Source organism: Sporosarcina sp. P32b (assembly GCF_002743335.1).
Lineage (GTDB): Bacteria > Bacillota > Bacilli > Bacillales_A > Planococcaceae > Sporosarcina.
In genome coordinates, this window is the sequence record NZ_PDZB01000003.1 from 1 (window position 1) to 21772 (window position 21772).

20 protein-coding genes are annotated in these 21772 nt (G+C 42.2%); 16 read left to right on the forward strand and 4 right to left on the reverse strand.

The window, feature by feature from the left end:
- Positions 1-267, forward strand: a 267-nt coding sequence (locus CSV64_RS16590; protein WP_158233677.1) for a hypothetical protein, incomplete at its 5' end; no start/stop codon positions are given.
- Positions 268-793: 526 nt separating this feature from the next.
- Here CSV64_RS16590 and CSV64_RS03125 read toward each other — a convergent pair.
- Positions 794-2050, reverse strand: coding sequence for a BaiN/RdsA family NAD(P)/FAD-dependent oxidoreductase (locus CSV64_RS03125; protein ID WP_099632751.1), 1257 nt, complete (start codon positions 2048-2050; stop codon positions 794-796).
- A gap of 151 nt (positions 2051-2201) precedes the next feature.
- Between CSV64_RS03125 and CSV64_RS03130 the strand changes: the two genes are divergently transcribed.
- On the forward strand, positions 2202-3818 hold the full coding sequence (locus CSV64_RS03130; protein ID WP_099632752.1) for a putative polysaccharide biosynthesis protein: 1617 nt from the start codon (positions 2202-2204) through the stop codon (positions 3816-3818).
- Positions 3819-3821: 3 nt separating this feature from the next.
- Positions 3822-4553, forward strand: coding sequence for a pseudouridine synthase (locus CSV64_RS03135; protein ID WP_099632753.1), 732 nt, complete (start codon positions 3822-3824; stop codon positions 4551-4553).
- A 51-nt stretch (positions 4554-4604) separates the two neighbouring features.
- Here CSV64_RS03135 and CSV64_RS03140 read toward each other — a convergent pair whose 3' ends face one another.
- Positions 4605-4826, reverse strand: a complete 222-nt coding sequence (locus CSV64_RS03140; protein WP_099632754.1) for a DeoR family transcriptional regulator — start codon at positions 4824-4826, stop codon at positions 4605-4607.
- Positions 4827-5202: 376 nt separating this feature from the next.
- On the opposite strand from CSV64_RS03140, the gene dat reads away from it, so the two are divergent.
- The 4 genes from dat to CSV64_RS03160 all read left to right on the forward strand — a co-directional run bounded on the left by dat (position 5203) and on the right by CSV64_RS03160 (position 8684).
- On the forward strand, positions 5203-6087 hold the full coding sequence (dat, locus tag CSV64_RS03145) for a D-amino-acid transaminase (RefSeq protein WP_099632755.1): 885 nt from the start codon (positions 5203-5205) through the stop codon (positions 6085-6087).
- Positions 6071-7042 (forward strand): NERD domain-containing protein, encoded by a 972-nt coding sequence (locus CSV64_RS03150; protein ID WP_099632756.1) that lies wholly within the window; start codon positions 6071-6073, stop codon positions 7040-7042. The genes dat and CSV64_RS03150 overlap by 17 nt, the downstream gene beginning before the upstream one ends.
- Positions 7043-7078: 36 nt before the next feature.
- Complete coding sequence (gene trmB, locus CSV64_RS03155; protein WP_099632757.1) at positions 7079-7723, forward strand: tRNA (guanosine(46)-N7)-methyltransferase TrmB; 645 nt, start codon at positions 7079-7081, stop codon at positions 7721-7723.
- 115 nt (positions 7724-7838) lie between these two features.
- Entirely contained in the window at positions 7839-8684 is an 846-nt protein-coding gene (locus CSV64_RS03160) for a YtnP family quorum-quenching lactonase (RefSeq protein WP_099632758.1), read from the forward strand.
- 341 nt (positions 8685-9025) lie between these two features.
- On the opposite strand, the gene CSV64_RS03165 is transcribed toward CSV64_RS03160, so the two are convergent.
- On the reverse strand, positions 9026-9340 hold the full coding sequence (locus tag CSV64_RS03165) for a hypothetical protein (protein ID WP_099632759.1): 315 nt from the start codon (positions 9338-9340) through the stop codon (positions 9026-9028).
- A gap of 203 nt (positions 9341-9543) precedes the next feature.
- Here CSV64_RS03165 and CSV64_RS03170 point away from each other — a divergent pair, with 203 nt between their 5' ends.
- The 9 genes from CSV64_RS03170 to CSV64_RS03210 all read left to right on the forward strand — a co-directional run bounded on the left by CSV64_RS03170 (position 9544) and on the right by CSV64_RS03210 (position 19420).
- On the forward strand, positions 9544-10617 hold the full coding sequence (locus CSV64_RS03170) for a M42 family metallopeptidase (RefSeq protein ID WP_099632760.1): 1074 nt from the start codon (positions 9544-9546) through the stop codon (positions 10615-10617).
- Between the two features lie 28 nt (positions 10618-10645).
- Positions 10646-11161 (forward strand): DUF84 family protein, encoded by a 516-nt coding sequence (locus CSV64_RS03175; RefSeq protein ID WP_099632761.1) that lies wholly within the window; start codon positions 10646-10648, stop codon positions 11159-11161.
- A 78-nt stretch (positions 11162-11239) separates the two neighbouring features.
- Positions 11240-11758, forward strand: coding sequence for a hypothetical protein (locus CSV64_RS03180; RefSeq protein ID WP_099632762.1), 519 nt, complete (start codon positions 11240-11242; stop codon positions 11756-11758).
- Between the two features lie 33 nt (positions 11759-11791).
- Positions 11792-12607, forward strand: a complete 816-nt coding sequence (locus CSV64_RS03185; protein ID WP_099632763.1) for a DUF1444 domain-containing protein — start codon at positions 11792-11794, stop codon at positions 12605-12607.
- Positions 12604-13209 (forward strand): YtpR family tRNA-binding protein, encoded by a 606-nt coding sequence (ytpR, locus tag CSV64_RS03190; RefSeq protein WP_099632764.1) that lies wholly within the window; start codon positions 12604-12606, stop codon positions 13207-13209. Before CSV64_RS03185 ends, ytpR begins: the two co-directional genes overlap by 4 nt.
- A gap of 206 nt (positions 13210-13415) precedes the next feature.
- Positions 13416-16511, forward strand: coding sequence for a DNA translocase FtsK (locus CSV64_RS03195; protein ID WP_233190361.1), 3096 nt, complete (start codon positions 13416-13418; stop codon positions 16509-16511).
- Between the two features lie 130 nt (positions 16512-16641).
- Positions 16642-17955: a UDP-N-acetylmuramate--L-alanine ligase gene (gene murC / locus CSV64_RS03200; RefSeq protein ID WP_099632765.1), complete on the forward strand. Its 1314-nt coding sequence runs from the start codon at positions 16642-16644 to the stop codon at positions 17953-17955.
- Between the two features lie 164 nt (positions 17956-18119).
- A complete protein-coding gene (locus tag CSV64_RS03205) occupies positions 18120-18572 on the forward strand; it encodes a DUF948 domain-containing protein (RefSeq protein WP_099632766.1) in 453 nt (150 codons plus the stop codon).
- Positions 18573-18628: 56 nt separating this feature from the next.
- Entirely contained in the window at positions 18629-19420 is a 792-nt protein-coding gene (locus CSV64_RS03210) for a YtxH domain-containing protein (RefSeq protein WP_099632767.1), read from the forward strand.
- A gap of 103 nt (positions 19421-19523) precedes the next feature.
- On the opposite strand, the gene CSV64_RS03215 is transcribed toward CSV64_RS03210, so the two are convergent.
- Positions 19524-21659: a cell division protein FtsA gene (locus CSV64_RS03215; protein ID WP_483315625.1), complete on the reverse strand. Its 2136-nt coding sequence runs from the start codon at positions 21657-21659 to the stop codon at positions 19524-19526.
- Positions 21660-21772 lie beyond the last annotated feature (113 nt).

Genomic DNA, 21772 nt, shown 5'->3' on the forward strand with positions numbered 1-21772 from the left:
TATCGGCTGGGCTGCTCGCTCAAAGTGTCACGCTATCCGCTCTATCGGCTGGGCTGCTCGCTCAAAGTGTCGTGCTATCCGCTCTATCAGCTGGGCTGCTCGCTCAATGTGTCGTGCTGTCCGCTCTATCGGCCGGGCTGCTCGCTCAAAGTGTCGTGCTATCCGCTCTATCGGCGGGGCTGCTCGCTCAAAGTGTCACGCTATCCGCTCTATCGGCTGGGCTGCTCGCTCAAAGTGTCGTGCTATCCGCTCTATCGGCTGGGCTAAGCGCTCAAAGTGTCGTGCTGTCCGCTCTATCGGCTGGGCTGCTCGCTCAAAGTGTCGTGCTATCCGCTCTATCGGCTGGGCTAAGCGCTCAATGTGTCATGCTATCCGCTCTATCGGCTGGGCTGCTCGCTCAAAGTGTCGTGCTATCCGCTCTATCGGCGGGGCTAAGCGCTCAAAGTGTCGTGCTATCCGCTCTATCGGCTGGGCTGCTCGCTCAATGTGTCACGCTATCCGCTCTATCGGCGGGGCTAAGCGCTCAATGTGTCGTGCTATCCGCTCTATCGGCCGGGCTAAGCGCTCAATGTGTCGTGCTGTCCGCTCTATCGGCTGGGCTAAGCGCTCAATGTGTCGTGCTGTCCGCTCTATCGACCGGGCTGCTCGCTCAATGTGACGTGCTATCCTCTCTATCAACCGGGCTGCTCGCTCAATGTGTCACGCTATCCGCTCTATCGGCGGGGTTAAGCGCTCAATGTATCACGCTATCCGCTCTATAAAACGATCCAACCGCTCATAAGACAATTCAAAGTTACTCCAATAATCCAGCATTCATCCCGGCCAGACGTCCTGTTACAAGCGCTGCGGTAATATTATAGCCGCCCGTGTATCCATGAATATCCAATATCTCTCCACAGAAAAACAAACCGATTTTCTTACGTGAAGCCATCGTCTTTGGCTCCACTTCTTTTACTGAAACACCGCCACCTGTAACGAACGCCTTCTCGATCGGTTGTGTCCCTGTAATATGGACGGGGAACGTCTTCAGAAGTTTGGCGAGTGTTCGTATAGCTTCACGTTTAATATCTATGCCGATTTCAGTTTCTTCGATTTCTGCTTTCTTCAATAAAAACAGCAACCACCGTTCAGGCACGAGACCTTTCAATGAAGTTTTCACTTGTTTTTTCGGTTCATCCTTTAAAATCTTCGCAATCGTCTGCGTTAATTGTTCTTCATGTTGATCAGGTATTGAATCAATTTGTAGTAAGACAGGCTGCTTGCCGTTCTTCATCTGCTCTTTGACAACATATTGACTACAACGTAAAATCGCAGGACCACTTAATCCGAAATGGGTGAAGAGCATGTCCATGTGATGTGTCACAAGTGTTTTTCCTTTTTTATTTAATACGGATACTTTGACGTCGCGTAACGCAAGGCCTTGTAAATCTTTTGAGACGATAAATGGCTCGCGTGACAGTAACGGCACTTCTGTCGGATACAATGTCGTTACGGTATGACCCGCTCGTTCAGCCCAAGGGTATCCATCTCCTGTGCTACCTGTTTGTGGAACGGCTTTGCCTCCGACGGCAACGACGACTGCGTGTGCGCGTACTTCTTCACCGTCTTCTAACCGAACGCCTAGGATCTTTTCGTCATCCATTAATAATTTTTGTACTCGGCTTTCCAAGCGTATTTCCACGCCTAGTTCATCCATCTGATTCAAGAGCGCGTTTACGACATCTTTTGACTTATTGGAAACAGGGAACATCCGTCCGTGATCTTCTTCTTTTAAAGGCACGCCAAGGCCTTCGAAGTAGTGAATGATATCCTGGTTGTTAAAGACAGAGAACGGGCCATATAAAAACTTTCCGTTTCCTGGTATATGTTTAATAATTTCTTCTTGAGAAAGTCGATTTGTTACGTTACAGCGACCGCCGCCTGAAATGGCTAGTTTATTGCCGAGCTTCCGTCCTTTTTCAATTAATAGAACGCGCTTTTTTTGTTCGGCTGCTGCAATGGAGGCCATTAAACCTGAAGGACCGCCACCAATTACGATTACATCATACATTGTAGAACCACTCTTTCATTTCATTTTGTCTCTCATTATACACCATATGGGCATGGTTGCTTTTTGATTTGGACTTTAGATAAAGATTGTGCAAAAGCGTGTCGAGGGGTAAACTATACAAGAATCTCTTTAGGAATGGAAGGAATCAATTATGGCATCGAATTTATTGAAAGGCACAGCCATTTTAACGATTGGCTTATTTTTATCGAAGGCACTCGGTTTGCTTTATGTAATTCCGTTTTACGCAATCGTTGGAGAAAAGAGTGTCGGTCTCTATCAATACGCATACATACCGTATAATCTAGCGCTGGCGGTCGCGGTATCCGGGGCACCGCTCGCCATATCGAAGTTTGTTTCTAAATACAATGCGTTAGGCGATTATGCGACCGGACGGAAGTTGATGAAATCGGGTATGGTCGTCATGTCTGTAACAGGCTTGCTGTCGTTTCTTGCGTTGTTTTTCCTTGCGACTCCGATCGCGGAACTTGTCATCAAGGACGAGGAACAGATTTTCACAGTTCAAGATATTGCGACTGTTATTCGCTGGGTCAGTTTTGCCTTGCTTGCGGTACCGTTACTTAGTATCGCTCGAGGGTTTTTGCAAGGTTATCAAAAATTCGAACCTACATCTGTCTCTCAATTAATTGAACAGATCGTACGGATCATCGTTGTGCTCGTTGGAGCGTTCGTGGTCGTCAATGTACTGGATCTATCCCCACGAATCGCTGTACAGTTTGCAGTGTTTGCTGCGTTTATTGGAGCGCTTGCTGGTTTATGGAGTCTCTACTATTACTGGAAAAAGTATCAGGATGAATTCGATTATTTGTTATCGAATAGTCCACCGGCGAGTTCGGTTTCCTTGAAACAAATTTATACGGAAGTCCTTGCGTACGTATTGCCGTTTGTATTGGTCGGAACGATTAATCCAATCTATCAATTCGTCGATATGATTACATTTAACGGCGCTATGAAATCAATCGGACTTTCCAGTGTCTCTGATTTATATTTAACAAAACTGAACTTTTTAACACATAAGATTGTGATGATACCTGTGATGGTCGCGACAGGATTTTCGATGGCGCTGATCTCTATTATCACGAAGGATTACACATCTAACAATCAAAAGGGCATCACACGTTCACTCGATCAGACGTATCAAATTATGTTGTTCTTGACGATTCCAATGGTTATTGGATTGATTGTCTTAAACAATGAAGTCTATCAATTCTTGTATGAGTATGATGTGGCGGGAGCAAGCGTCTTAGCTGCCTACGCACCGGTTGCGATTTTATTTGCGATGTTCACGGTAACGGCTGCAATCTTACAAGGAATCGATCATCATAAATGGATCGTCTTCACTTCATTGCTCGGGTTGTTAGTGAAAATGCTGATCAATATTCCACTGATTAAACTGTTTGAAGTGAACGGCGCAATCATAGCCACCGCAATTGGCTACTCGGTAGCAGTATGTATCAACTTGTTCGTTATCAAAAGAGCATTGAATTATAAATCTGAAATGGTCATTAGACGCTTGTTCTTGATTTTGGCTTTCAACGCAGTGATGTTTGCAGGTGTTTGGCTGACGAATAAAGGCTTGAACATGGCGCACATTCCAGTAGGACGTTGGCAAGCATTATTGTATGTCATGATTGGATCAGGTGTGGGAATGGTGATTTATGGATTCCTGGCTTTCAAATCAGGACTTGCACAACAATTATTTGGAGATCGTCTGACACGTATAATGAGACGTATCGGGTTTGGAGGCTAATAGATGAGGTTAGATAAATTATTATCGAATACAGGTTATGGTTCACGTAAAGAAGTTCGGCAGTTGTTGAAAAAAGGAATGATCCGGGTGAATGGGGCAGTGGAAAAAGATCCTGCACAGCACGTGGATCCGGATGCAGACGCGATTTCATTGCTAGGTGAAGAAGTCATCTATAGGGAATTCATCTACTTGATGATGCATAAACCGCCTGGCGTGTTATCTGCGACAGAAGATAACCGGGATCAAACAGTCGTGGATTTACTTGGAAGTGAAGAACGTCATTTCGAACCGTTTCCGGTAGGTCGTTTGGATAAAGACACAGAAGGGTTATTGTTGCTGACGAACGATGGGAAGCTTGCACATAATCTGTTGTCACCGAAGAAAGAAGTGCCGAAAACGTATTATGCGAAAGTGGCGGGAGTTGTAACGGAAGAAGATACTGAAGCTTTTGCGCGCGGTGTAATTTTAGATGATGCCTACGAAACAAAGCCGGGCATTTTACACATAATACATTCTGCCGAAGAGTCGGAGATTGAACTGACGATTACAGAAGGAAAGTTTCATCAAGTGAAACGGATGTTTGAAGCGGTAGGAAAAAAAGTGGTATATTTGAAACGTTTAACGATGGGGCCGCTTGTTTTGGACCCAGATTTGGAATTAGGGGAATACCGCGAGTTAACAGAAGAAGAATTGCTGCAATTAAAAGAAGTAGATCGTTCCAAGCAAAAAGGCTGATGCAAAAGCGTCAGCCTTTTTGCTTTGTACACTTGTATATAGGAGGCTAAATCAGGAAGGTAATTTCACTTTCTTGGACGTCGTCGTCCATTCGCCGCGGACTGAGCTCTTAATCAATTCATTGTACTCCAGAACGTTTAAGTCACGTTGTGCCGTGCGTGATGAAATGTTGAATTCATCTGCCACGTCCTCCGTTGTTACTTTTCCGTTATCCCGAATGAACAGATAGACATCTTTGATACGAATTAACATGCGATCGGTAGCTGGGTTCATCTAAGAAACCACTCCTTCATCTTCATATTTTCACGCCAACATTGCAAAAGAAGACTGTTGGGGTATTCTCTGACATTACCTTTCCTGAATCGCTCCTTATATCTAAGTTATGCCAGAATAGTATGTGAATGATTCTGACAATAGTAGTATAACGTATTTTATGTAAAAGCGCACATGTTTTCGCTTATACTTTTGAATTAATTAGAATAAATAGATTACTAGTTACCTAGTTAGCATTAGTTTTGAAATGATTAAAAAAATGGTCTTCACTCTATTAAGGTCTAATTGATTTTATTCCATAAACATGTGAAAATAGAAAAAGAGGAAACTGGCAGTAGTTTGGCTTGAGGTTTCATAATAGAAGGGTGGCGGTTGTGTGATCTTTTTCAAAGATGGGGAATTCCTAACAGAAGATAAACTGAATGTGTCCGTGAATGATCGTGGCTATGTATTTGGCGATGGAGTCTATGAAGTAATTAAAGTGTATGACGGTGCTTTGTACACGGCGAAAGAACATTTGGAGAGATTACTTGAGAGTGCTGAAAAAATCCGCGTAAGCATGTCATATACACTTGATGAGTTACTGGAAATCGTACAAAAGCTTCAGTCCGATAATCAAATATCTGTTGGACATATTTACATACAAGTCACACGCGGTGTGGCGCCACGTGCACATCATTTCCCGGAAGACAGTGTTCCTGTCATGATTGGCTATGCTGTAGAAAATGCACGTCCGTTAGAAATCCTTCAACAAGGTGCGGCTATGAAGTCTGTTGAAGATATGCGTTGGCTTCGTTGCGATATAAAAAGTTTAAATTTACTTGGCAATGTAATGGCGAAACAAGAGGCATTTGATCACGGATGTCAAGAAGCATTGTTTGTTCGAGACGGCTTAGTACGTGAAGGTTCATCTTCTAATGCATTTGGTATTAAAGACGGAATCCTTTATACACATCCTGCCAATAATTTTATTTTGAACGGAATTACTCGTCGTGTTGTTTTACAGATTGCAGAGAATTTAGCGATTCCGGTTAAAGAGGAAGAATTCACATTGTTGCAAGCGCTAGATATGGATGAGTTTTTCTATACGTCGACGAATGCTGAAATTACACCGGTTGTAACAATAGATCAGCAACCTATTGGACAAGGAGTTCCTGGGCCGTTGACGAGAAAGTTGCAAACAGCATTTGAGGCGCAAATTCCGAAGTTGGTGGCTGCTGGTCATAATGAGGAAAGAGAATTAAATGGCCCAGCTAGTTAAACTCGCGGATTATATTTCCCGGTACGAGAATGACTTAACTCGCTATCCGACACAATTCATCCGTCTGAAACGCTATCAGTGGAAACGTATCAAAAACCAATGGGAGCATGGTGTTGATTTATATGCGGAACAAGCGGCTACTTTTCCTGAGGATGTACAAGTGCCTTCGAAATGGTATACGTTATTATTCAAGAAATGGCGTAAGCAAGCAGATGTGGAATTGACAGATGAGGCGGCTGTTTCCGAGGAAGCAGTAGAAGATCGTGAGAATGATAGGAGTTTTTCGGCTTCGATTTCGGGTCAACCTTCGAATATTGAACAGTTAAAGAAAGCTTATCGTGATCAATTGTTTCAATTCCAATTAAAGTGGGCGAGTTCTACATTGTATGACCGGTCTCGTGTAGATCCAAAGTATTTCTCTGACCCCTTATTGAAGCAGCTACTACTGCGTTTACCTGATAGCTTTTTGTTGTTATATTATCCAATCGTCAAAGTCAGTAAGGCACCTGTTGAGTTGGATATCATTTTATTGGCACCTACTACATGCTATTGCATCACGGTGCTCGAAGATGAAAGAATGGCCGCGTACATAGGTAGTGGCGAAAGGTTTTGGCTGAAGAAGTTCGGTGAGGAAGAAGTGAAAGTACTGAATCCTACTATCGCGCTTAGTAGGATGGAGAAAGTGGTTTCATCATTTTTCAGAGCGGCGAAAGTGGAGATCCCGATCAAGAAGCTGATAGTTTCTAGAAACGGCTATATTGATTATCCCGGAACTCCATTTGAAGTGACAACGATTGATCGCAAAACATATGAACAATGGCTGACCAAGTTATGCAGTAATCCGAGTCCGATGAAGCATACGCAATTTAAAGCGGCACAAGCGATTTTGGATCATGCACAAACTACAGCGATGAGTCGATTGTTTGATGCAGAAGAAATTGTGGATGAGCAATAGAATAGAAATTACAGAAAAAGTGAGAGTGTACTGATTATGCGTTTACGAAATAAGCCATGGGCTAAAGATTTCATGGCAGAGCATCCGGATGTATTGATTTTGGATCCGGAAGGTAAGAAAAATCGTTGGACTGAAGAGTTTGGAAACGATGCGCCAATTCATATTGAAGTAGGTACGGGTAAAGGGCAATTTGTTATTGGAATGGCATTGGCTAATCCAGAGATTAACTATATTGGCATCGAACACTTTGATAATGTGATTGTGTCCGCGTTAGAGAAAACAATTGAAGCGAAAAAGCCTTCAAATCTTCGTTTGATGCGTGTCAATGGAGAAGAGTTAGCTTCCATTTTCGCGGAATCAGAAATTGATCGTGTCTATTTAAACTTTTCTGATCCATGGCCAAAAGATCGCCATGAAAAGCGTCGTTTGACACATCCAAACTTTTTGGCGAAATATGAAGGTGTTTTGAAGGCCAATGGAGAAGTGCACTTTAAGACAGATAATCGTTCGCTGTTTGAATATTCTCTTGTCTCCATGACGGACTATGGAATGAAATTACAATCCGTTTCACTCGATTTACATGCAAATATGCCAGAGGATAATGTGTTAACCGAATATGAAGAAAAGTTCTCAAGTAAAGGTCAACCAATTTATCGTTTGGAAGCACAATATCAGAGCTGATTCTGGTGAGATAGAAAGCTGTTGGACGTTGTACTTTTCTGCTGGATCTTTAGAGTTCCGTGGAAAAGTACAACGTCAATACAACAGTTACTAAAGGATGTAGGGAGGAATTTTTTTGGATCAACTAACTTTTCATGATATGAAACTAACATGGCTAGACGGTGGCGTGAACTATTTAGACGGTGGTGCGATGTTCGGTGTCGTTCCGAAGGCTCTATGGTCAAGGCGCTATGAAGCAGATGAAAATAATGTGATTGAATTACGAACAGACCCAATCCTCATTCAATACCAAGGGACAAACTATTTAATTGATTCAGGTATCGGTAAAGGTAAGTTGGACGACAAGAAAAAGCGTAACTTAGGTGTACGGGCCGAAACACGCGTAGAGGAAAGTTTAGAAGAACTCGGTATGACACCGGATGATATCGATGTTGTGTTAATGTCTCATCTTCATAATGATCACGCGGCAGGTTTGACGCAGTGGGAAAACGATGAGCTTGTGTCGGTATTTAAGAATGCCAAGATCTACACATCGCAAGTCGAGTGGGATGAAATGAGAGAGCCAAATATCCGCTCACGAAATACGTATTGGAAAGAAAACTGGGAACCGATTCAAGATCAGGTTACGACGTTTGAAGAAGAGATTGAAGTGGTGCCAGGCATTAAGATGATTCATACGGGCGGTCATAGTGACGGTCATTGTGTGATTAAGCTGGAGCAAGAAGGCGAGACGCTGATTCATATGGCGGATATTATGCCGACGCATGCGCATACGAATCCTTTATGGGTACTTGCGTATGATGATTATCCGATGGACTCGATTTTTGCAAAAGAGCGCTTGATGAAGGAAGCGCTTCCAAATAACTATGGTTTTATTTTCTATCATGATGCGGTGTATCGCATGGCGAAGTTTAGTGAAGATGGCAAGACGATTGTGGATAGCTTGCCACGTACTCGGTGAGGGTTAAGTTTAAGTGCAAGTTCAAGTGATTTAGTAAGGGGAGTGCGCAGTTGATCGATGTTCCAGGCCGACGCTTTCCCATTATCCATTGAACGCCACTTCCGCTAGCTCCGAAGTGGCGTTCAATGTACTCTCCACTCCCATTGCTAGTCAAACTACAAACTGCATGTAGTGCTCGAATCGAAAATGCTCTCAATAGACCACCATATACTGCCACTTCTTACTTACAAAGAATGAAACGCAATACAACTCGCACTTAAAATTGACTCAAACAAAAAAAGAGGCTATCGCAAGAAGTAGATACTTCTCGGATAGCCTCTTTACGTATATTTGATTATTGATTACTGACGAACTAGCTCTACGACAGTGCCTGTTTTCGCATCTGCTGCGAATTCGAATTGCTCGAGCTTGCCGTCTTTCATGCGTGAAACGCCACCACGGTAAACATCCATAGAAATTACGTGGTTTGTGAAAGGTTCTGGTTTCATAACGATCCAAGAACCATCGATTGGTCCTTCTTCTTTAAATGCGTCTTTTACTTTTTTCAATACGTTGTCAGCAGGTACTTCTTCATTGTAACGATTAAATGCCTCATTCACTACTACGCCTGCAGCAACTCCGGTTAAAATTCCAGCTAAAAAGTCTTTTACTCTCATGGCTAATTGCAGCCTCCTTCGCAAATCTTTTCTTATAGTGTAACATAGTTTAAAAGTGCATGGCGATTCAAAAGTGTTTTCGACTTTGTAAATCGGTAGAATATGGCACTTTTGTGTAAAGCAAATGCTTAACCTAATTAGTATTCATCTGTTTGGTATGTGGATATAATACATATAGACAATAAAAGAAGTGAGGGATTTAGATGAAAAAAGAAACGTTAGAACTATTTCGTACATTGACTGAACTTCCGGGCGCACCTGGTAATGAATACCGTGTCCGGGCTTTTATGCGTGAGCAGTTAGCACAGAACTCGGATGAGATTATTCAAGATGGTCTGGGTGGCGTGTTTGGTGTTCGGCACGGAAAAGAAGACCAGCCGAAAATTATGGTTGCGGGACATATGGATGAAGTCGGCTTCATGGTAACAGGTATTACGGATAACGGGATGCTTCGTTTTCAGCCTTTAGGTGGCTGGTGGAACCAAGTGCTACTTGCACAACGAGTCCAGATCATCACAGAAGATGCAGATATCCCAGGCGTCATTGGCTCTATTCCGCCGCATTTATTGAGTGACGCAGAGCGCAGCAAACCAATGGATATCAAAAACATGCTGATTGACGTCGGTGCTGACGATAAAGCGGACGCTGAAAGTTTCGGCATTCGTCCTGGTCAGCAAATCTTGCCGATATGTCCATTCACACCGATGGCTAATCCGAAAAAAATTATGGCCAAAGCATGGGATAATCGCTATGGTTGCGGACTCGCAGTGGAGCTATTGCAAGAAGTGAAGAATGACACGTTGCCGAATACATTGTATTCAGGTGCAACGGTTATGGAAGAAGTTGGGTTGCGTGGTGCGCAAACGGCAGCACGTATGATAGATCCAGATTTATTCTTCGCACTCGATGCGAGTCCTGCAAATGATGCAAGTGGCAATAAAAATGAATTCGGTCAGTTAGGTCAAGGAACGTTGTTGCGCATTATGGACCGCTCGATGGTCACACACCGTGGTATGCGCGAATTCATTCTAGACACTGCTGAAACTCACAATATACCGTATCAATACTTTGTCTCCCAAGGCGGTACGGATGCAGGGCAAGTCCATATCGCGAATGACGGCGTGCCAAGTGCTGTCATCGGAATTTGTTCTCGCTACATCCATACTGCGGCTTCCATTATCCACACAGATGATTATGCAGCAGCGAAAGAATTAATTACAAAATTAGTAAAAGCATGTGATAAAACGACTGTGGAAACGATTAAACAAAACTGCTAAACGACTAGAAATGAAATGAGGGTGCTGAATGAAATTTGTTCTTGGCTCTGAAAATCAGGCGAAAAAACGTGCGGTAGTTCGAGTCGTTGAGCGCTATATGGAGAACAGTATCATTTCTTCAGCGCCCGTTCCGTCGGGCGTCCGCGCGCAACCGATGAGTGAAGAGGAAACTCGGCAAGGGGCTATCAATCGTTCAATCGCTGCAGCACACCATGCTTTTGGTATCGGTTTGGAAGGTGGTGTCCATATGATTGGTGACACGATGTACCTCTGTAATTGGGGCGCCCTCACTACACCGGAAGGCAAAACGTTTACTGCTGCGGGCGCACAAATCCCTTTACCTGAGGACTTGGCCAATGAAGTTCTTCGCGGCAAAGAGCTAGGTGATGCGGTCGATGCCTATTTTACAAAGCAAAATATCCGAATGTCTGAAGGGGCTATGGGTATGTTAACGGCACAACTCGTTCCAAGGGATGCGTTATTTGAACATATCATGCAATTATTGATCGGCCAGCTCTTGTATAGCACGTCACTACAGAGCTGACGATTGCAATAGCGTCGGGGTGCGATTAGAATAGGACTGATAGAAAATTGAACGAAAGTAGAGAAGGGGGGAACCTGAATGTTGCGAAGTGGAAAGGTTTTCTTGCTGTTGCTACTAGCTGTCGTATTGGTAGGCTGTAATCAGAAGGTGGAAGTCCGTACTGACGATGCATTTGTTTCAGCGAAAAAAGTATTCGAACTTAATAGTAAAAAAGCGAATCAAACGGTGGGCGATATTGAATTCTATAAACCGCCAACTCTACGAATAGATAAAGAATCAGTTTCACAAAAGATTGTTTTAACTAAACGAAATGATTCATTTTATCTAACCGTTAATCCGAATGAAAAGAAAAACAGTCAAGTGTATTATGATGTTCTATTGACGGATGAACCGGATCATTTAGTAGGTGCACAAACATTTTCTAAAGATGATGCATTTGGCTTCGTTGCGGTTATTCAAAAAGGTGAGAAGCAAGTAGAGTTAATTGCAAACGTAGGTGGAGCGAAAGTAGAAACTGTCACGAATGAAGAAAACACGGACGCTTATTTAGAAAAGATGATGGAAATTGCTCGTTCGGCTCAGCATAACGATCAGTAAGTAACTTAGAGTAGTGAAGGAGAGGGTTAACGAATGGAAGCTGCAGATTTGGTAGAAGAACTAAAGAAACGCTTACCTAAAGAGAACTTTGATTGGCAATTTGACCGACAGGCGGACAAGTTGCGGATTGTCCACCATACTCTTCATAAAGGTATGGATATTTCATTACCTGAAATTTTATCCAAGTATGAGCAGAAAAAAGATCGTGCAATTGATGAAGTGGTGTATACCATTCAAGAAACATTTCGCGCTATGGAGCAAGAACAAGAAAAAGGCTTCGCAGGAGAAAATACAATCTATCCTGTCATCCGTTCGACTTCATTCCCAACAGAAAGTTCTGCGGGACAACCTTTCTTAACGAAAGATCATACAGCTGAAACACGGATTTTCTATGCGTTAGATCTAGGGAATACGTATCGCTTGATTGATCATGGGATGTTGGCCGATATGCAGATGACAGAACAAGAAATACAGGAAATCGCAATGTTTAAAGTGAAGACGTTACCGACTGCTTATAAACAAGATATCGTTTCCGATAATATTTTCTACTTTATCAGCAACAACGATGGCTATGATGCGAGCAGAATATTAAATCAGCCATTCATGAAAGAAATGGAACAGAAAATTGAAGGTCATATGGTCGTTTCCGTTCCGCATCAAGATGTGTTAATTATCGGAGACATCCGAAATGAAACGGGCTATGACGTCGTGGCACAAATTGCTATGCAGTTTTTCACAACAGGAGCTGTTCCTGTTACGTCTCTGTCATTCATTTATGAAGATGGTAAACTAGAACCTATTTTCATTATGGCGAAAAATAGATTAGCAAGAAGGGATAAGAAAAAATGAACATATTTTATAATCCAGAAGGTGTTGGCGATGTATTGTTCGTTCAACTTACAACAGAAAGACCTACAGCAATTACTGCTGAAAGAAAAAACAATGTTACATTGATCAAAAATGAAGAAACGGGAACTGTAGTTGCGTTCAATTTATTTGATGCATCCAGTTATTTCCCTGTTTCAGCAGTTGGTCAAGTGGAACTGACAGAAGAGCTTGGCGAACAACTACAAACAGCATTAAAGACAAATGACATCGATTTAGAATTGGAATTGGATTTCACGCCAAAGTTCGTTGTCGGCTATGTTGCTGAAAAAGAAAAGCATCCAAACGCAGATAAGTTGAACGTTTGCCAGGTAGACGTAGGGGAAGAAACATTGCAAATCGTTTGTGGCGCTGCCAATGTGGAAGCTGGACAGAAGGTTGTTGTAGCAAAAGTAGGGGCTGTAATGCCTTCAGGTATGATCATTCGTGATGCGGAACTTCGCGGAGTAGCTTCATCAGGTATGATCTGTTCTGCTACAGAACTTGATCTACAAGACGCACCTGAAGCAAAGGGAATCCTCGTATTAGAAGACGATCGAAAAGTCGGGGAAGCTTTCAAAGCGTAAGTTGTAAATATATCCATAGAAAAAAAGCTTTTGCACAAGCCTCATTAAGCTTGTAGCAAAAGCTTTTTTGTATTATTGTTACAAAGGGTTACAAATCATCATTTTATACAGAAAGAACATAGAACTGTTTGATTTCCTTATAGGTAACCTGTTAAAATGAAATGATTGATATGAAAAGAGTGATATATTTGAGCTGGCTACGGAATATGAAGAGACGCCTTCAGCAAATGCAAGAAGGCTCTGAAAAAGAGAACCCATTATATGAACAATCAACTACTGAAAATAACATGGAAAAAAATAATGAAAACCAAAACCAAAATCAAAATCAAATTAAAAACCAAAATCTAAACGAAGATCTTGATGAAAATAAAAAAACAAACTTTCGATTTCCGATAGTTTCTGACTATGAAATTTATGGATGGGAACCACAAATCCATCATGATGAATATACAAAAGATTATTTACAAGAAGAAGCAGCGACACAAGAAGATGCATATGAAATACTTCCTTTGGAACAGAATGAACGTTGGCCAGGTCGTTATGAGCGAGGTGGAAATGTCTACCGTGCAGAAGCAAAACGAGATTTTGCTCACATCATTCCACCTACATCAAGTCCACTACCTCTTCCATTTTCCGGAAGAAAGCATGACCGTACATTGCACGCGGAGCCGCAACGAATTGAACCCTATGAATCACGACGTCCTGAACTAGAGGAACCGTATCAGCCGAAGGAAGAACCCGTGAAGGTTGAGAAGCCGAAGAAATTTAGAAAGCCGTTTACACCTACTCATGTTCCTTCACCTATCTACGGATTGAACACTAGTTCTCCAATCAGTGAGGCTATGGAGTCGGTCATAGAAAAGAAAGATACGAAAGATCAAGTGTTGCATGATCAATTAGAAGATCATGATGATGAATTGCCATTGTCCTTGATTTCCAATCAACAACCTAATGAAACACCATTATTTGCTAGTTCATCAGAAAAAAGACAGTCTGAAGTGTTTTCAGCGCCAGAACAAGCGCAAGAAGTAGAAGCACCTAAATCAGAAGTATCTGAAGAAGCTACGCAACTAGTAGAACAGACTGAAGAAATACCGATGATAGAAGAAGAATCACCAGAAGTAGCTGAACACGACTTAGTGCAAGATGAAACCGAAGAAACTGAAGAAACTGAAGAAACAAGTGAAGAGTTAGAAGAAGTACCAGTAACAACGGTAGAACGAGAGGAATCGCAGGAAGTCTCTGCCCAAACGGAAGATGTAGAGCGTCCTCTATCGGTAACGGAAGTTGAAACAGAAGTAGAAAAGCATGAGGATGTTGAAGCTGAAATCGAAGAAATTGTAGTAGATTCAGAAGCGCCAGTGACTGTTACGATTGAAAAAGAAGTAGAAGTAGAAGTAGAAGTAGAAGTAGAAGTAGAAGAAGAGGTAGAAGAAGAGGTAAAAGAAGAGATAGAAGAGGAAATAGAAGAAGTAGAATCCGAAATGGATGAAATAGAAGAACAAGCGCAACCAGTTAAAAAAGAAAAAGTCGTACCATTTAATGTGTTGATGCTTAAATCCGATAAAGAAAAATTAGCAGCAAGAGTAGAAGAGTTAATTGCAGCTAATGCAGCAAAGAAAGAAGTAGTAGTGGAAGAGCCAGTTGAAATAGAAGCGGATCATATGAATCGCGAAGTGGCGGAACCATCCGAAGCGGTAGGGGATATACAACTGGTAGAGCAAGAACTACAGAAGAATAGTATAGAACCAAGCGTGGAAGAACCAAGCTCCATCGAAGAGCCGCAATCCATTGCGGTAGAATCTTATGTCGAAGTAACCGAGACTGTGTCGACGACTTCTGAAACGATTGTAGAAGAGCCTGAAGAGGAAATAATCGAAGAAGAACCACCACATTACGGATTCCCGACGATGCAGTATTTAGCACCACCGGAGGAAGAAATCATTGATGAAGAGTGGCTTGCGTCGCAGTCCGCGACGTTAGAAGAAACTCTTTCTCACTTTGCTGTAAAGGCGACTGTCGTGCAAGCTGTACAAGGACCTGCAGTTACGATGTTTGAGTTAACGGTAATGCAGGGGACGAAAGTAAGTAAAATTCGAAATCTTACCGACGACTTAAAATTGGCTTTGGCTGCTAGAGATATTCGTATCCAGGCACCGATTCCAGGTACAAGTATGATTGGTATTGAAATCCCAAATCGCAAAACACGTGCTGTTCGAATTTCAGAGGTTATTGATAGTGATTCCTTTATGAACTCAGACTCGCCCTTAGAGGCTGTACTTGGACTGAGTTTGACTGGTGAGCCGCAAACACTTGACCTACGCAAGATGCCACACGGAATGATTGCGGGTGCAACAGGCTCCGGTAAATCCGTCTGCATCAACTCTATACTGATCAGTTTGCTATATAAAGCTTCGCATCATGATCTGAAACTATTGCTCATTGATCCGAAGATGGTAGAACTAGCACCATATAATGGGATTCCTCACTTGTTGAGTCCCGTTATTACGGATGTAAAAGCGGCGACTGCAGCGTTGAAATGGGCAGTTAATGAGATGGAAAGACGCTATGAACTGTTCGCGCATTCCGGCGTACGTAATATTGAACGCTATAACGAAATGGTCATGGAATCACGTCGTTTCTCTTTAAAAATGCCTTATATCGTAGTAGTGATTGACGAGTTAGCAGATTTAATGATGATGGCACCTGCAGATGTTGAAGTGTCCATCAGCCGAATCACACAAAAAGCTAGAGCGTGTGGTATTCATTTAATCATCGCAACACAGCGACCTTCTGTTGATGTCATCACGGGAACGATCAAAGCCAACATTCCAACTCGCATAGCATTTGCTGTATCCTCACAAGTGGATTCTAGAACGATTTTAGACACAGTAGGTGCAGATCGTTTACTTGGTAAAGGGGATATGTTGTATTTAGGCAATGGCCAATCGGCTCCTGTCCGTCTTCAGGGGACATTTGTCACGGATGATGAAATCGAGCGTATAATAGAACATGTTCGTAATGAAGCAGAACCGAATTACTTATTCGGCCAAGATGATTTGCTGGCGGCCGCTGTCCGAGAAGAGGAATCGGATCCGTTATTTGAGCAAGCTTGCAACTTTGTCATCGAGCAGGGGAGTGCATCTACCTCGTCATTACAGCGCCATTTCAGCATCGGCTACAACCGGGCGGCAAAGTTAATCGACCGAATGGAAGCAAATCAATTTATATCTGAGCAAAGAGGAAGCAGAGCGCGCGACGTCTTTTTGACTGAACAAGCATTTGAAAGCTTCATGAAATAATAAATCCAAAGTTCGTATCCAAAGGTTTGTGCGAACGCGTGGTATACTATGACAGGAAATAATCTTCTGGTCTACTATTGGACAATTGAAGATAAAAAGTGGGATGAAAGAATTCCCGGGAGGTTTCAATATGACATTGTTACATTTTACTGGTATAAAAGGATCGGGAATGAGTTCCCTTGCCCAGTTGCTGCATGACTCTTCTTATACAGTTCAAGGTTCTGACGTGGAAAAATACTTTTTCACAGAAGATCCCTTACATGAAAGAAATATAAAAGTACTTCCATTTGACGAGAATAATATTCAGCCGGGCATGAAAGTGATTGCGGGAAACGCATTTAAAGATGATCATCCTGAATTACTGCGGGCAAAAGAACTGGGTGTAGAGGTTATTCGTTATCATGAATTCCTTGGTGACTATATGGAACAATTTACTTCCATTGGTGTGACGGGGACGCATGGTAAAACATCTACAACGGGTTTGCTTTCACATGTATTGGGTGGCTTTGCGCCAACATCTTATTTAATTGGAGACGGTACAGGTAAAGGTGTCAAGAATGCGGAGAATTTTGTATTTGAAGCATGTGAATACAAACGTCACTTTTTGGCATACCATCCAGACTATGCAATCATGACGAATATTGATTTTGATCATCCGGATTATTTCACAAGTTTGGACGATATCTTGGATGCTTTCGGAGAGATGGCGAGTCAAGTGAAGAAGGCATTAATCGCTTGCGGTGATGATGATAATCTTCAGAAACTCCAATGTCAGGTTCCGATTGTTTATTACGGCTTGGATCCATCCAATGATTTCTACGCAGCGAATATTGAAAAAGATCAAAATGGCTGCTCATTTGATGTATTCATCCGAAATGAATTCTATTATCGTTTCACAATTACATTAACAGGCGACCATGCCATTCGAAATGCGTTGAGTGTTATTACGCTTTGTCATTATGAAAATATTCCAGCTGAAATTGTAAATGAACGCTTTGCGACGTTTACCGGTGTGAAAAGACGTTTTACTGTCTTGGAATTAGATGACCGCGTCATTGTGGATGACTATGCGCATCATCCAACTGAAATCCGTGCGACATTGGATTCCGCACGTCAAAAATATCCGAACCGTGAAGTGATTGCGGTGTTCCAACCGCATACCTTCAGCAGAACTGCTGCGATGTTAGATCAATTTGCAGAAGCTCTGTCTGAGGCAGATCATGTGTACTTATGTGATATTTTCGGATCTGCAAGAGAGCAAGTCGGAAGTTTAACCATTCAAGACTTGATTGATAAAATCCCGAACTCCCAACATTTGAAAATAGAAGATATGTCAGATTTAGAAGCACATCACAATGCGGTAATCTTATTTATGGGAGCCGGAGATATCCAATTATATTTAAAACAATTCAAATCAGATATTACGAAAGAAGAAACAGCCTAATCTTTTATGAGAAGGCTGTTTCTCTTTTTTTTTTTTAGAATTTATTGGTTTCAATAAAGGATATCACCTAGTTATGTCGAACAGGAGTAATAGGACGAAAAGTTTAGAAACTCTGAAAGAGGGGTAAAGTTTTCGTAAGAATATGCTCTAGGAGGATAACGTAAGTGATCAATTTACTTTACGTTGCAGCAGTAATTGCAGCAATCGCATTTCTTATTCTTTGTGTAAGTCTAGCTATGACACTGGGGTCGTTAAAGACATCTTTACAAAGTGTCTCGCATACAGTAGATGACTTATCAAAGCAATTAGAGGGAGTGACTACAGAAAGTACACAGCTTCTTCAAAAAACCAATCAGCTGGCCGAAGATTTACAAGGAAAAGCGGACAAGCTGAACACTGTGGTGGATGCGGTAAAGGGAGTAGGCGACTCAGTGAACACGCTCAATCAATCCGTTCATCGGATCTCGAGTTCAGTAACTACCCAAGCCGAACAAAACAGTGACAAAATCGCGCAAGTAGTACAATGGGGAACCGTTGCATTTGGTCTATATGATCAAGTAAAGGAACGGCAACCTAAAAAGTCCGCTGGTTGGACGGTATACAAATCGCGCTCCTAGTACAAGCATTTTCCTTTAAAACATACAAAAATAGTGAATTCACAGGAGGAAGAAAAATGACAGAAAACAAACCGAACTACAACGACAATCAAGGTAACTACTCAAACACTTATGGACAGCCACAATATCCGGCGAACTACTCATACCGTTCTACAAATGATCTGTATGACGAAGATAGCAGCGGTACAGGAAGCTTCATTGCCGGCGCAATCATTGGTGGGGTAATCGGAGCGGCAACTGCATTGTTCTTGGCACCGAAGACTGGCCGTGAAATGCGTGAAGATTTAACTACACAAGCTTCACAATTTAAAGACAAGAGTATTGAATTAAGCTCAACAGCAAAAGATAAAGCGGTAGAGCTATCAAGCACAGCGAAAGATAAAGCAGCCGAGTTATCAAGTGCAGCAAAAGATTACACAGCTGACTTCACGGATACGGCAAAAGAAAAAACTACAGCTTTCACTACAGCTGCAAAAGAGAAAACTTCTGAGTTGTCACATAGCTTACAAGAGCAATCAGGACAACTAGTAGACAAAGTGAAAACTGCTACATCAAAAGCTAAAGTTCCAATGGATGATGGTACAGTATCATCTGAAGGTGAAGAAGCAACTGATTATAAAAGTGCAAAAGAAAACAATGAAAAATCTGGAGAGCTTTCAAAAGTAAAAGATTCTTCAAACAAAAATGAAGATCAAGTTAAAGCTGACAAATCTTCAAACAAAAACAATACCAATACCAATGACAACAAATCTCCTAAAGCAGATGCTTCAGCTAAAAAGGATACGAATCAGTCTAAAGCGAACAACTCAACTTCAAACAACAACAACAACAAAATCCATTCAAAATAATAGTGAAAACCTTCCTTCACGGGAAGGTTTTTTCTATGCGTACTAGTAAATGAAACGAGTAATAGAAAAAGCTACGCCATGCGATTTCCGCAAGGCGTAGCTTTTATTCAAATATAATCTCTAGTTGATCTCCGCCGAATATCAATTCATTGAAGCGAATGGATTCGCCATTACGCATTAATCGATAGGCGGCCGTAGATTGAGAGGGTAATGAAAAATCAGTGAATGAAAATATGTCACTGAATAGTATAGGCGAATTGGATAACGATTTGAATTCAACCTGATCGTTACATTGTACTTGGTAGTCAAGGTTCGCCAGTTGTCCGTTTACATAAGCGGCAGTACGTGGTTTTTTGATCACCACGGGTTCTTCATTGAATGTAACATCGGCGCGCTCTTCTAGAACGATATCTAAATCCCTTGCTATTTCCTTTAAGGAAAGGGAGGCAGGTTGCAGCGTTTCAATGATATCGTTCGCGCAAATCTCATATTGGTCTGATACTTCTTGTCCGTTTGCAATGTAGACGGTCTCACGCTTCCTCAGACGGTGGGGGGTTCCGTTCCATGTAACAGTGAACGAATCTGTTCCCGGACTTACATGAGAGGTTATCGCATCTCGTATTCTATTCGCTGCATTCACTGTCAGTTCTTCTCGATCAGCAATCTCCGTATCCATTGTCACAGTCTTTCCATTGAGTAAAATTTCACCTATAACCGTCCGTGTCACTCCGTCTAGCTGATAATGAATAGGTTCAGGCGCCTCTACCAAGTCCCTGACTGTCGCTGAGGCGTCTGTACCGTCTTTGCCGAACAATAGCTCAACATGGTCTTGGTTACCTACCCGATCCTTCGTGCCTGCTTCAGCGCCGTTTAACAGGATGGTCGTAGGTGAGCCGTGCTCGCCAGGAAGTGTTCTCCATTGTCCGTTTACTTTTACGGTTAGTGCGAGTCCAGGTCTACCGTATAACTGACGGGCAGTAATGCGGGCCGCGAGTAGCGTGTCACCTACAGTAAGCTCTTTTAATTCGAATAATCGAATGGACTGCTCGTTGACGGTTAGGGAAATATAATGAATCGGCGCTCTTTGCGCTGCGATCGCAATACCGATTGGTGTAACGAGTGCAGGAGAAGCTTCGATATGATCAGCGAGTGTAACCCCTGAGAGTGCGTCGAGACTTCGAATGGCTACCCGATTTTCCGGAAGATCTAGTTGCATACTCACTTCTTTTGTCAGTGTAGGCGTTAACCCTCCACCTCCGACAATCATGACGGCTTGTGGAGAGGAGTTGTGATTCAAGCGTTTGATTTCATTGGCGATGGATAACGCGAGATGTTTCACTGACGGTCTAATGACATCGATCACTTCTTGTGAAGGTATTTCTTGTTCGAATCCTAAAATATCTTGAACCGTCAAGATCTCTTGATCATAGATTTGACGTTTCAATTGTTCAGCTAAAGGAAAATCGAGCAAGTAATGTGAACTTAGTGCTTCGGTCATTTCGTCTCCCGCCACAGGTACCATTCCATAAGCCGACACGGTGTTTTCTCTAACAATGGCAATATCTGATGTGCCAGCGCCAATATCAACTAATGCGATGTTCAATCTTCTCATAGAAGGAGGAACGAGTACATGAATAGCTGCGATCGGTTCAAGCGTTAGAGCTTCCATTTCTAAATCGGCACGCTGTAAGGCGGCGAGTAAGGATTCCACCACTACACGTGGTAAAAATGTAGCAATGACTTCTACAGTCGCTGATTTCCCGGTTTGATCTATCAAACTGCCAATCTTTTCGTCTTGCAATTTATAATATAGCACCGAATAACCTACGCAATAATAGTGGTCATCCTCTTGCGATTGATGAGCGGCTAGTAATTTTTCCTGTGCATGTTGGACAGCTAATAATTCCAATCGGTTAATATCCTCATTTGATACCAAAGTACGATCTGAAATATCTACCGTCACAGTTCCTTCTGCTGTTTTCAATGAACGACCAGCTGCCGCAACACTGACATGTTTCAGAGGACCATGAGTTTGTTCCAATTGTTCTTTAATTTCTTGAATAATAGACGCCACGCTTAAAATATTATGTATTTGTCCATCAATCATCGATCGCTCTTTATGTTCTTTAGAAATCAAGTCTACAATATGGAATGAATCGTTATGTTCTTCCAGTATAATGCCCACAACGGAGCGAGTCCCGATATCAAGAGCGAATAACTTAGTAACCAGGATTTCCAACCTCTTTTCAAGTTTTTTCTATGTGAAAATAGTGAATATTTATTTATTCGATGAAATTGCGTGACTTTTCTATGAGTATTCATTATACTAGGTCTATTATATAAAAATGTACC